Annotated in this window: 10 protein-coding genes and 1 pseudogene; 5 read left to right on the plus strand and 6 right to left on the minus strand. The window is 67.3% G+C overall.

Going from position 1 to position 12,201, the window contains the following annotated elements; all coding sequences use genetic code 11:
* Window positions 1-102: 102 nt before the first annotated feature.
* The gene (locus KYG_RS07800; RefSeq protein WP_050813815.1) at window positions 103-2,439 is read left to right on the plus strand and encodes a bifunctional diguanylate cyclase/phosphodiesterase; all 2,337 of its coding nucleotides are present in this window, start codon (window positions 103-105) and stop codon (window positions 2,437-2,439) included.
* On the opposite strand, the pseudogene KYG_RS24915 reads toward KYG_RS07800, so the two are convergent.
* Together KYG_RS24915 and KYG_RS07810 are read right to left on the minus strand one after the other, a co-directional pair.
* A pseudogene (locus KYG_RS24915) lies at window positions 2,416-3,936 on the minus strand (alanine/glycine:cation symporter family protein). The gene KYG_RS07800 and the pseudogene KYG_RS24915 sit on opposite strands and share 24 nt — an antisense overlap.
* A gap of 212 nt (window positions 3,937-4,148) precedes the next feature.
* Window positions 4,149-4,796: an FMN-dependent NADH-azoreductase gene (locus KYG_RS07810; RefSeq protein ID WP_034693721.1), complete on the minus strand. Its 648-nt coding sequence runs from the start codon at window positions 4,794-4,796 to the stop codon at window positions 4,149-4,151.
* A gap of 125 nt (window positions 4,797-4,921) precedes the next feature.
* Between KYG_RS07810 and KYG_RS07815 the strand changes: the two genes are divergently transcribed.
* Window positions 4,922-5,869 (plus strand): LysR family transcriptional regulator, encoded by a 948-nt coding sequence (locus KYG_RS07815; RefSeq protein WP_008904318.1) that lies wholly within the window; start codon window positions 4,922-4,924, stop codon window positions 5,867-5,869.
* A gap of 187 nt (window positions 5,870-6,056) precedes the next feature.
* The gene (locus KYG_RS07820) at window positions 6,057-6,926 is read left to right on the plus strand and encodes an HDOD domain-containing protein (protein ID WP_008904319.1); all 870 of its coding nucleotides are present in this window, start codon (window positions 6,057-6,059) and stop codon (window positions 6,924-6,926) included.
* A gap of 12 nt (window positions 6,927-6,938) precedes the next feature.
* On the opposite strand, the gene KYG_RS24830 is transcribed toward KYG_RS07820, so the two are convergent.
* Entirely contained in the window at window positions 6,939-7,442 is a 504-nt protein-coding gene (locus tag KYG_RS24830) for an ankyrin repeat domain-containing protein (RefSeq protein ID WP_192810320.1), read from the minus strand.
* Window positions 7,443-7,597: 155 nt separating this feature from the next.
* On the opposite strand from KYG_RS24830, the gene KYG_RS24650 reads away from it, so the two are divergent.
* Entirely contained in the window at window positions 7,598-7,771 is a 174-nt protein-coding gene (locus tag KYG_RS24650) for a hypothetical protein (protein WP_160165340.1), read from the plus strand.
* Between the two features lie 110 nt (window positions 7,772-7,881).
* On the opposite strand, the gene KYG_RS07830 is transcribed toward KYG_RS24650, so the two are convergent.
* Together KYG_RS07830 and KYG_RS07835 are read right to left on the minus strand one after the other, a co-directional pair.
* Window positions 7,882-8,502, minus strand: a complete 621-nt coding sequence (locus KYG_RS07830) for a sigma-70 family RNA polymerase sigma factor (protein ID WP_034693690.1) — start codon at window positions 8,500-8,502, stop codon at window positions 7,882-7,884.
* Between the two features lie 38 nt (window positions 8,503-8,540).
* The gene (locus KYG_RS07835) at window positions 8,541-9,440 is read right to left on the minus strand and encodes a hypothetical protein (RefSeq protein WP_008904323.1); all 900 of its coding nucleotides are present in this window, start codon (window positions 9,438-9,440) and stop codon (window positions 8,541-8,543) included.
* 144 nt (window positions 9,441-9,584) lie between these two features.
* On the opposite strand from KYG_RS07835, the gene KYG_RS07840 reads away from it, so the two are divergent.
* Entirely contained in the window at window positions 9,585-10,346 is a 762-nt protein-coding gene (locus KYG_RS07840; protein WP_008904324.1) for an AAA family ATPase, read from the plus strand.
* Between the two features lie 49 nt (window positions 10,347-10,395).
* On the opposite strand, the gene KYG_RS07845 is transcribed toward KYG_RS07840, so the two are convergent.
* Window positions 10,396-12,057: a methyl-accepting chemotaxis protein gene (locus KYG_RS07845; RefSeq protein WP_008904325.1), complete on the minus strand. Its 1,662-nt coding sequence runs from the start codon at window positions 12,055-12,057 to the stop codon at window positions 10,396-10,398.
* Between the last annotated feature and the right edge of the window lie 144 nt (window positions 12,058-12,201).

The following is a 12,201-nucleotide window of genomic DNA, read 5'->3' on the forward strand; positions in this document are numbered from 1 at the left end:
CGTGCCGGGGCCGGGTGATGCAGCGGGCTGCGCTTGCAGACACAATGGGAGTGTTAACGTTCTGTAGCATTTCGCACAGTACATCCCACCCCACGGCGCCCCATGTCCCTTGCGGAACGAATCCTCTCAGTGGTCTGGCTGGGCGCAGCCACGCTGATGTTTGCCGCGTCGCTGGGAATGCCGGATGCCAGCGTGCGGGTGTTTCTGGACAACGCCTCCTGGAGCCTGGCGTTCTGGCTGTCGGCCTACTGGGCCTGGCGTGGCTGGGTGAAGGCGCCCCCTGGCCAGCGCACGGTGCACACCGGCCTGCTGTTGTTTGCCCTGCTGGTGGCGGTGGGGCAAATGGTGTGGAACCTGCAGGTGGCCCTGGACTGGAATCCGTTTCCAGCCCCTGCGGACGCATTCTTCCTGCTTGGGGGGCCCCTGCTGGCGGCCACCGTGATCCGCGCCACGTTCACCCGCCTGTCCCGCGACCGCGCTTACCCTGCGGCGCTGGACTTTGGCGGCGCGGTGCTGGCGGCGCTGGCCTTCACGCTGGTGGTCTACCTGCCGGCCGAGGGCGTGCGGTCGCTGGCGGTGGGGGCTGTGCTGGTGCTGTATCCGGCCGGGTTCCTCACGGCTGCGGGTGTCACGGCGCTGGCCATACCCACCGTGGGGGTGCGCGTCACGCGCTCGCACCTGCTGGTGCTGGCGGGCCTGCTGGGCTACGGCCTGAGCTGGATGCACTGGAACCTCATGGTGATCGGCGGCCAGCTGCAGTCCGGGATGTGGTTCAACGCCAGCTTCAGCCTGTCGGCCGTGGCGCTGGGCTGGGGCGCGCGCTGGCTGGGTTTTGACACCGCCGAAGATGCGGACTTCCGCCGCCGCTGTGACCGGGTCATGAACTACGTGCCGCTGGTGTCCATGACCCTGGCGGCCATCACGCTGGTGCTGCTGTTTCTGGCGCCCGAGGGGCGGGCCGGGGTCCAGGCGCTGGTCCTTGCCTGTTGCCTGCTGGTGCTGCTGCTGGCTGCACTGCGCCAGACCATTGTGGTGAGCCTGCTCAACCGCCTGCGCACGGCCGAGGCCGCCGTGCTGCGCAACGAGGAAGAGCTGTACCGCGTGGCGCATTTTGATGCCCTCACCGGGCTGCCCAACCGCCGCTACTTTGAAGATGCGCTGGAGCGCGCCGTGGCCGAGGCAGCGCGCGATACGCAGGGCGCCAACCGCCGCGTGGCGCTGCTGCTGATCGACCTGGACCACTTCAAGAGCGTGAACGAAACCTACGGCCACCGGGTGGGCGACGCGCTGCTCAGCGAGGTGGGCCAGCGCATCACCCAGCTGCTGGCGGGGCAGGGCCTGGTGTCGCGGCTGGCCAATGACCAGTTCACCGTGATGCTGCTGCGCCCTGCGTCGCGCACCGATCTGGCGCAGCTGGCGGCCACGCTGCTGGAAGGCCTGGCGCAGCCCTGGGAGCTGTCGGAAGTGGGCGCGCAGTACATGGGCGCGAGCCTGGGCATCAGCCTGTTCCCGGATGATTCGGCCAACAGCGTGGAGCTGGTGCGCCATGCGCATTCGGCACTGCATGCCGCCAAGAGCGCGGCGCGGGGCTCGTACCGCTTTTACATCGAGGAGTTCACGGAGGTCACGCGCAGCCGGCTGGAGCTGCGCCGCCGCCTGCACAGCGCGCTGGAGCGGGGCGAGTTCACGCTGGTGTACCAGCCCCAGCTTGACCAGCAGCGCCACACGGTGGGCGCCGAGGCGCTGCTGCGCTGGTCGGTGGACGGCAAGGCGGTGCCGCCCGACGAGTTCATCCCGCTGGCCGAAGAAGGGGGGCTCATCGTGCCCATCGGTCTGTGGGTGTTCGAGGCTGCCTGCCAGCAGGTGGCGCAGTGGCGCGCCGGGGGCTGGCAGGTGCCGGTGATTTCGGTCAACGTGTCCACGATCCAGATGCGCGAGCCCGGGTTTGCGCAGGCGCTGCTCGCGCTGACCGCACGCCACGGCGTGCCACCCGCCGGCCTGGTGCTGGAGATTACCGAATCGCAGTTGCTCGACGAATCGCTCTACGGCATTGCGCTTGACCTCAAAAACGCGGGGTTTGGCTTGTCGATTGACGACTTTGGCACCGGCCACTCGTCCCTCATCAAGCTGCGCCGCCTGCCCGTGGGCGAGCTCAAGATCGACAAGATCTTCGTGCGTGACATCGTTCACGACGTGAACGACCGCGAGATTTGCGCCACCGTCAACGCGCTGGCCCGCACGCTGGGCCTGGAGGTGGTGGCAGAAGGGGTGGAAACCCAGGAGCAGTTCGAACTGCTGGTCAGGATGGGCTGCCAGCGGTTTCAGGGCTGGCTGTTTGCCCCTGCGCTCACGCCGGCATTGCTGGCCGAACGCTGGCTGCAGCGGGCCGAGGCAGGCGAGGCCGCAACGGCCGGTTCAGTGGCGCCGGATGGCGCCTGACGCCACCCCGGCCTCGTAGCGCCGCACCTCGTCGCGCACCACGGGCAGCAGGAAGTACAGCCCCACCACATTGGCCAGCGCCATGGCAAAAATCATGGCATCCGAAAAATCGATCACCGGGCCCAGGCCCATGCTGGCCCCGGCCACCACGCAGGCCAGAAAAAGCAGCTTGAACACCAGCCCCGTGATGGCATGGTCGCCCAGCAGGTAGGCCCAGGCCTGCAGGCCGTAGTACGACCAGGTGACCATGGTGGAGAACGCAAACAGCACCACGGCCAGCGCCAGCACATATGGAAACCACCACACGGCGCTGGCAAACGCAGCGGATGTCAGGGCCACGCCCCGCGCATCGCCCGCCGCCACCGTCAGCCCTCCGGCGTCCACATGGCCCGTGACAATCACCACAAGCGCCGTTACGGTGCAGATCACCACCGTGTCGATGAAGGGCTCGAGCAGTGCGGCATACCCCTGGGATACCGGCTGGTCGGTCTGCACCGCCGAATGTGCGATGGCCGCCGAACCCACCCCCGCTTCGTTGGAGAACGCCGCGCGCTTGAAGCCCTGCACCATGGCACCCAGCACGCCACCGGCCACGCCCTCGGCTGAAAACGCGCCCTGCAGAATTTGCGCCGCCGCCCACACCAGTTGATCGGCATGCAGCGCCAGCACCACCAGCCCCGCGCCCACATAGGTGAGCGCCATGAAGGGCACCACCGCCTCGGTCACCCGTGCAATGGAGCGGATGCCGCCCAGAATCACCAGCCCCACCAGAGCCGCCAGCCCCAGCCCGAACACCTAGCCGCGGCCGGCCAGCACGCTGTCTGCGCCGCCCGTCACGCCCAGCACCTGCTGAAAACTCTGGTTGGCCTGGAACATGTTGCCCCCGCCCAGGGCGCCGCCCACGCAGCACACGGCAAAGAACACGGCCAGCACCCTGCCCAGCACCGGGCGCCCGCGTTCGGCCAGGCCTTTGGAGAGGTAGCGCATGGGCCCGCCCGAAATGGCGCCGGTGGCGGGGTCTACGCTGCGGTACTTCACCCCCAGCGTCACCTCGGTGAACTTGGAGGCCATGCCCAGCAGCCCGGCCACGATCATCCAGAACGTGGCGCCCGCGCCGCCCAGGCTGACCGCCACGGCCACGCCCGCAATGTTGCCCAGCCCCACGGTGCCTGAGACGGCGGTGGTCAGCGCCTGGAAGGGCGTCACCTCGCCCGCCATGGCCGGGTTGGAATAGCGCCCGCGCACCACGGCAATGGCGTGGCCAAAACCGCGCAGCTGGATGAAGCGAAACGCCAGGGTGAACACCCCGGCGGCCACGATGAGCCAGCCCACGATGAGCGGAAACTCGGTGCCGCCCACCGGCACGGCATAAAAAATGGCGCCCGACACGACATCGGCATAGGGAGCGATGGCGGCGCTGATGCGCTCGTCCACGCTGAGAGCCTGGGATGCAGGCGTCATGGCGGGGTTCTCCGTGGATGATGACCACGGCATCATCCCCCATCAACACTGGCGTCTGCCGTTGCAGCCCCGCGCTGCAGTCGGGGATGGTGTCTGCAGTTGCTATGCTTGTAATAGCTGCTGGCGCTTTATGGATAAGCGCTGGAGGCTGTTTTTACCTGAATTTTCGTCGTTCAAAAGCAAAACCCGGCGCAGGGCCGGGTCGGGTGATGGCGCGCGAGCGCGCCGTCGTCAGGCTTGGCCAGAGATCAGGCGGCCTGCGACACGCTGGCCTGGTTGGCGGCCACGCTGGTGTGGGTGGTGATGTCCACATGGGCCGAGGCCAGGGCGGCGGCCTTGGCATCGGGGCCCATGGCTACGCCCTCGGCGCGCACAAAACGCACGTCGGTGATGCCGAAGAAACCGAACACCACCTTCAGGTAGCTCTCCTGGTGCTCCATGGCCTGGCCGCCTTCGCTGGTCGAATACACACCGCCCCGGGTGGAGGCGACGATGACCGTCTTGCCCTTGGCCAGCCCTTCCGGGCCGTTGGCGGTGTACTGGAACGTGCGGCCAGGCTGGGCGAGGCGGTCGATCCAGGCCTTGAGCTGCGAGGGGATGCTGAAGTTGTAGAACGGCGCGCCGATCACCACCACGTCAGCCGCCAGGAACTGGCTGACCAGCTGTTCAGACACGGCGTTCTCACGCTTTTGCGCGTCGCTCAGGCCGTCGGTCTGGCCCGTGCGGGGCGCCATGGCGTCCATGGTGAAGTGGGCGGGCGCATTGGCTACAAGATCAAGGTAGCTCACCTGGGTGTCGGGGTGGCTGGCCTTGTAGGCGGCCACGATCTGTGCCGTGAGCTGGCGGGAAACGGATTGGTCACCGGTGATGGCAGAGTCGATGTGAAGCAGTTGCATGAAGTTCTCCGAGGTCTGTGTAAGGCCACCGTATGTGGCCATGGGTTGATTGTGCTCAGGCATGGTTTTGTTGATAAGCCGGCAAAATTGCGATAGATTGTTCTACCCATAGAACAGTGATCGCCATGCAAGACCTCAACGACATGCTGTATTTCGCCGAAGTGGTGGAGCGGGGCGGTTTTGCCGCTGCCGGACGCGCCCTGGGCATCCCCAAGTCCCGGCTGTCCCGCCGGGTGTCCGATCTGGAGACCCAGCTGGGCGTGCGCCTGCTGCAGCGCACCACCCGCAAGCTCTCGCTGACCGAAGTGGGCGAGGCCTACTTGCGCCACTGCCAGGCCATGCGCGAGTCGGCCCAGGCCGCGGCGGACACGGTGGCCCAGGTGCAGACCAAGCCGCGCGGCACCATCCGCGTGAGTTGCCCGGTCACACTGGCGCAGACCGTAGTGGCCGAGCTGATACCCCGGTTTCTGGCCCAGTACCCCGAGGTGCGCATCGACATGCTGGTGAGCAACCGTGCCGTGAACCTGGTGGAGGAGGGCATCGATGTTGCGCTGCGAGTGCGCGCCTCGGTGGACGACAGCGGCAGCATGGTGGTCAAGCGGCTGGACACCACCACCCAGATCCTGGTGGCAAGCCCCGAGCTGCTCATCCGCCAGGGCACTCCAGAGACTCTGGACGACCTGGCCAAGCTCGACAGCATCGCCATGTCGGCCCCCGACGGCCGCTCCACCTGGCACTTGATAGGCCCGGGCGGCGTGCAACAGGTGGTGCACCACACGCCGCGCTATGTGGCCGACGACCTGCTCACGCTCAAGTTCGCCGCCGTGGCGGGCACGGGCGTGTGCTGGATGCCCGACTACATGTGCCATGAAGAAATGCGCGCGCGCAAGCTGGTGCGCGTGTTGCCCGACTGGGGCCCTGCCACCGCCATCGTGCACGCGGTGTTTCCGTCGCGCCGGGGGCTGTCGCCCGCCGTGCGGCGTTTTCTGGACTTTCTGGGCGAGGCAACGCCGGGGCGCAGCAGCCTCAGCACGCGCCAGGCCCTGCAAGGGCTGGACGGCGCGGACATCTGAGCGGCGGTGGACTGAGCGGCCGTTTGCGGCTTACCGGGTAGCAAGAGCTCTCGCGGCCCGCACGTGCAAAGTCCGCTGCCGGGCGCGGGTACCACCAGCCCCGCGCTTTTTGCCGCCACAATGCAACCAATTGCAACTGTGCGGGCAGTCCGGGTGTTCACCACAGCGGGTCGTCCGGAAATTCCTTGTGACCGCTCCACACCCCGTTGACGCCGATATCCGTCAAGCCCGCATCCACCCCGCCGTGCGGGCGATCGTGGTCCCGCCGTGCCCCGAGTCGCTGCTGCGTCTGCAGCAGATCGTGGCGGCACCCGAGCTGGATGCGGCCGCGCTGGAGCAGCTGGCCTCTTCGGACGTGGCGCTGGCCGCCGCGGTGATACGGCTGGCCAACAGCCCGCTCTATGGCCTCACCCAGCCCGTGCAGACGGTAGGCATGGCGCTCACGGTGCTGGGGCTGCAGCCGTCGGTGGAGCTGCTGTCGGCCTTCATCACGCGCAACGCATTGCAGGTGCGGTCGCCGCTGCTCGAGCATTTCTGGGAGAGCTCGCAACGCAGGGCCATTGCGTGCGAACACATCGGTCACCAGCTCTACAGCTTTGACCCCGGCCTGGGCTACAGCTTCGGGCTGTTCTGCCACGTGGGCATGCCGGTGCTGGTGAAGGCCGTGCGCGGCTATGCGGGCACGGTGACCGAGGCCCTGGCCCGCAAGGACCGCACCTTCACCCAGACCGAGAACGCCAGCCACCGCACCGACCACGCAGTAATGGGCGCCATCGTGGCCCGCACCTGGCATCTGCCGGGCGACGTGGCCCAGGCCATCTGGCTGCACCACGATTTTGCGTGCCTGGGCGATGAGCGCTTTGCGCCCGCAGTGCGCCACCTGGTGGCCGTGGGCCTGCTGGCCGAGTTCCTGGTTAACCACCACGACAACCTGCCGCCCACGCGCGAATGGCAGGAACACGGCCATGCCTGCATGGACCACCTGGATGTGACGCAGGATGAGCTGGACCACTGGATCGACGCGTTGCACCCCGCGTTCGAGGCTGTGCGGTTCTGAGACTTCACCCGATCACCGCGCCCCGTCCAGCAGGTCTGCAATGGCTGCGTGGCCCCGCAGCCGGGCTTGCTCGGCCGCGTTCAGGCCTTCCGCATCCACCAGCGCGGGGTTGGCGCCGAGCGCCAGGAGTTGCCCAACGGTGGTGGTCTGGCCATGCATGGCTGCCAGCATCAGCGGTGTTCTGCCCGCGCTGTCGCGCGTATCCACCGCCGCGCCCTGGCGCACCAGGTTGTGCACCTGGGGGGCGTTGCCCGCGCGCGCCGCGTCGTGCAAACCGCGCGACAGCGGTGCGCGGGATGCCATGTTGGCGGTGGGCGCAGGCGCTGCTGCACGGGCGGTTTCGGCCAGGGCAGCGTCCGCAGCCGGTGCCGCCGATTCCTTGGACAGCGGGGCCCGCCTCTCGGCAGGGTCCTCTTCACCGGTCGAACGCCTGTGCGACTGGGCGAAAGGCTCTTGAGCGAGGGCTGGCGCACCAGCTGGCGCTGGAGAAGGCGCAGGAGCCGGCCTGGCAGCCATGGCTGGGGCCGAAGGCTTGGCGGGTGCGGGGGCGGTGCCCGGCTGCGCACTCGCGGCTGGCGGTTCGGCGCGCCGCTTCGCCGCCGTGTCGGTCGTCGGCGCGGGGGAGGGGGTGGCACGCGCGCAGGCGCCGGCATCTCAGCCCGGCGCGGGCCGTGGGTGATTTCTTTTTCTTCGGGCGTTCCGCGCTCGAACTGGAGCATCAGCAGCCCGGCAAGGCCCAGCACGGCCACCGTGGCCAGGGCCGAGAGCTTCCAGCGCGACTGGTTGGCGGCGGCGCGTCCTGGGGCCGGGGGCGGGGCGGCGGTGGCGGCGGCAGTGGCGGCTGACAGCATCTGCGCGTGCGCGCGCACGGCATCGCGCACATGCGCACCCGGGCGGGCGGCTTCGGTTGCACTGGCCTCGTGGTAGCGGCGTACCAGTTCGTCGTCTGGCGCACTCATGGTGCAAATTCCTTGAGCTGGAGCCGCAAGCTGGCCCGCGCGTAACGCAGGCGGCTCTTGGCGGTTTCGAACTGGACGCCGGTGGCCTCGGCAATCTCCTGCACGCTCAGATCGCCTTCCGCCTGCAGCAAAAAGGCTTCGCGCTGTTCCAGGGGCAGGTTCTCCACTGCCGTGATCAACGCCACCGCCTGTTCGCGCGACTGCAACTGCCGCACGGGGCCGAAGCCCGAGTCGGCCATCAGCGTGTCCGCCAGGCTGTGCACGTCGTCGTCGCCACTTGCGTCCAGGCTGGTGTGGTGCCTGGCGGTGCGCAGGTGGTCTACCAGCCGGTGGTGGGCCAGCGTGAACAGCCAGGTGCGGAACTTCGCCTTGGCTTCATAGGTTCGTGCATGGCGCGCCACCGCAAACCACACATCCTGAAGCAGGTCGTCCGCCACCGCCTGCACTTTCACGCTGCGGTACACAAACCGCCATACCGCCAGTTCGTGCCGGGCGTACAGCGTGTCAAACGCAGCCATGTCTCCCCGGGCGTAGCGCAGCATCAGCGTTTCGTCGCCATCGTCTGCGGGTGCGGTGGAGCTGGGGGGCGGCACCCGCGCATTATGCGAGGCCCTCATGCACCGGCAGGCGCAGGTGTTGCAGGCGCTTGCACGGGCTACCTCGGGTCGGGGACATACGAAAACTGGTCCGACAGCGGAAACGCGCGGGGCACATGCAGCCGGGCGACGGGTTCGCGGATCACGCCGCTGGCAATCAGGTTTTCGCGACTGTCGTAACGGATGCTGATCACTTCATTGGGGTGGCTGTGCAGTCGCGCAAAGGTGGTGTGCGTGACCACGGATGTCTCACGCTGGCCGTGTGCCGTGCCCAGCCGGGCGGATGGCAGGGGCGCTGCATTGGCTGCGCTCTCGGCAGACTGCGATCGCGCTGAAGATTCGGCCCGGGACAACGGGGCGGGCGCTGCCTGCGCCGGTTCCTCGCGCAGGCGGTCCAGTGCATTGGCGCCATCGTCTCCGTCCGCGCCGCTGTCACCGCGCCCCCGCTGGCTGTACGGTGCAGGCGCGACGGACGGCGGTGGCAGCGGCGGCTGTTCACGGAACAGCGCGACCCCGATCACCCCCACGTGCGCAGGGCGTCCCGTGCGCGCTGCGTACGAGTGGGCAATGGGGGCAAACTCAAACGCTGCCACCTCGCTGGCGCTTTTGCGCCAGCCCGTGATCTGGTAGCGCTCATGGGGCGCAAACACATAGCCGCGCTGGTCCCACGCGGCGGTTTCGCCACTGAGAACGTTCACGCCATCCACCGAAGGCACCGCCAGCACGCGCTCACCCAGCCGGTTGCGCACGGTAATGGCATAGCGTGCGCCCGGGCGGCCTGCCACCCAGTACTCGCCACGGGCGTAGTGCACCGGCAGCGTGGCCCCGGTGTCGCGGTCAACAACGGTGACATCCGCCAGGTGGCCCACGGCGTGGGCGGGCAGGCAGGCCAGAGCCAGCAACGCGGCCAGCCCTGTGATGGTTGTCTGGACGGTGATGGTGAGCGAACGGTGTTTCATGGGGGCTCCAGTCAGGCAATGGGTGTTGGTGCTGGGTGAAACGAACGGGGCGGGCCAACGGGGTTAAAAGGCCGCGAAAAAAGTTGCCGGTGCCGGAGCTGAACGCCGGGAGCCGATCCCTTGGCGCCCGTTAGCATGCAGTCCATGCTTGCCGCCAAACCCTATCTGCAGAGCGTCCGCATCCGCCCTGATGCCGAGGTGGACTACGACGCCTATCCCTACAGCATCCCTGCCGTGCGGGAGCTGGGGCTGCTGGAGTTCCATCCGGACGTGACGTTCTTTGTGGGAGAAAACGGCTCTGGCAAATCCACCCTGCTCGAAGGCATTGCCCTGGCGCTGGGCTACAGCCCTGAAGGTGGTACCCGCAACTTCCAGCTGGCGACGACGCAATCGGTGTCGCCGCTGCACGAGGTGCTGCGGCTGGCGCGCAGCTTCCGCAAACCGCGCGATGGCTACTTTCTGCGGGCCGAGAGCTTTTTCAATGTGGCGACGTTCATGGACGAGGTGGGCTACCTGGAGAGCTATGGAGGCAGGTCACTGCATGCGCGTTCGCACGGCGAAGCCTTTATGGCGCTGCTCATCCACAAGTTCAGGGGCCAGGGCCTGTACCTTCTGGACGAGCCGGAGGCGGCTCTCTCGCCCCAACGGCAGCTGGCCGCGCTCTCGGCCATCCACCAGCTGGTGCAGGACAAGTCGCAGTTCATCATCGCCACGCATTCGCCCATCCTGCTGTCCTATCCCCACGCCCGGATCATCCGGTTTGGCAGCACGGGGTTGGCGCAAGTGGCGTTTGAAGACACCGAGCACTTTGCGGTGACCCGGGACTTTCTGAACAACTACCCCCGGCGGCTGGAGCAACTGCTGCAAGACGCACCGGGTGATGGGCCTGCCGGGTCGCACACCTGAACATTGCGCTGCGGGCGGGCTCATCGCGCCCGGGCCCGGGCATTCACATTCAGTGCGCCAGGCGCCGGGTGCGCGGCACCGGCAGGGCAGTGCCTGTGCCCTGGCGTGCAGCACGCGGTGCCGTTTGGGCCTGGCCTGCAGCCGTACCGCCGGCGACATGGAACACCGCCACCAGGTCTGCCAGGCTTTGCGCCTGCTGGCGCAGGTTTTCGGCGGCCATCGAGCTATCGCCCACCAGCGCGCCGTTTTGCTGCGTCATCTGGTCCAGCTGCGTGACGGCGACGTTGACCTGCGAGATGCCGTCACTTTGCTCGGCTGCTGCAGTGCTGATCTCGCCAATGATGCCCGTCACCCGCTGAACGCCCTGCACGATCTCGTTCATCGTCACACCGGCATCGGCCACCAGCTGGGTGCCAGAGTCCACCTTCTCCACGCTGGACTGGATGAGCGCCTTGATCTCCTTGGCGGCCTCGGCACTGCGCTGCGCCAGGCTGCGCACTTCGGTGGCCACCACGGCAAAGCCGCGCCCCTGCTCGCCCGCGCGGGCAGCCTCCACCGCCGCGTTGAGGGCCAGGATATTGGTCTGGAACGCAATGCCATCGATCACGCCAATGATGTCCGCAATTTTCTGGCTGCTGTGGTGGATGTCCTGCATGGTCGTCACGACCTGTTGCATCACCTCGCCACCCTTGGCGGCGGTGCCCGCTGCCGTGGTGGCCAGCTGGTTGGCCTGGCGGGCGGAGTCGGCGCTCTGGCGCACGGTGGCGGTCAGCTCTTCCATGCTGGCGGCGGTCTGCTCCAGGCTGCTGGCGGCCTGTTCGGTGCGGTGGCCCAGGTTCTGGTTGCCGCTGCTGATGTCGTCGCTGGTAGCGCGCAGCTGCCCAATGTTGTCCCGCACGGCGGAGACCAGTTCATGAAAACGCTGTTGCATGTCGCGCACCGCCACCATCACGCTGCCGGTGTCGCCCGCCTTGACCTGCACAGGCACCGTGAGGTCACCCTGCTCAATGGCCTGCACCACGGCGCGCACCTCGCTGGGCTCTGCGCCCAGTTCGCGGCCGATGCTGCGCGAAACCATCACCGTGGCGCCCACGCTGATCAGCACGGCCAGCAAGGTGATGGCCAGCATCACGCCGGTGAACTGGTTAGCGTCCTGGTTGGCCGTCTGGCTGTTTTTGATGATGCGGCCTTCTTCATAGTCGATCAGCTTGTTGGCGGCGGCCAGCCATTGTTCGTACTGGGGCTTGGCTTCAGACCAGAGCAGGGCTTCGGCGCCCGTCCGGTCGCCTGCCTGCATCAGGGCCACGACCTTGTTGGTGGTGGCCACCGTGCGCGTTTCGATGTCTTTGAGGGCCTGCACCATCGGGCCCACCTCGGGCGGGACGTCTTTGGCGGTTTGCAGCACCGCTTCAAGCTGCGTGGCCGACTTGGCGTAAAAGTCCGCCAGCCTGGCGATGTCTTCAACTTCGGCCCGGCGTGCGTCTTCGCTGGGCGCCAGCACCACGTCGCGCACCGCGATGGACCGGTCGTGTGCAGAGCCGCGGAAGTTGATGGCTGCGCGCTGGATGACGGCGTTTTGCGTGGCGTTGGCCGTGAGTGCCCGGTCGATCCCCCGTGCTATGAGCATGCTGTAGATCGACATGCCGAGCAAAGCCACGATGACCAGGCCGAAGGCCGCCATGAGGCGATGGCTGATTTTCCAGGTGTTCATAGGTGTGCCTTGAATAGATGTCTCGAACAGAAGTCGCTTGCAGACACCGCGCCAGAGAGCCCATTGCTCACCACGAATGTTTGCATTTGGTTACGAAATTGTACTGTCTGGTCGCAAAATCGACAACAAAGTTTTTTGTTCATT

The sequence above is a fragment of the Acidovorax sp. NO-1 genome, from assembly GCF_000238595.1.
Classification (GTDB): domain Bacteria; phylum Pseudomonadota; class Gammaproteobacteria; order Burkholderiales; family Burkholderiaceae_C; genus Acidovorax.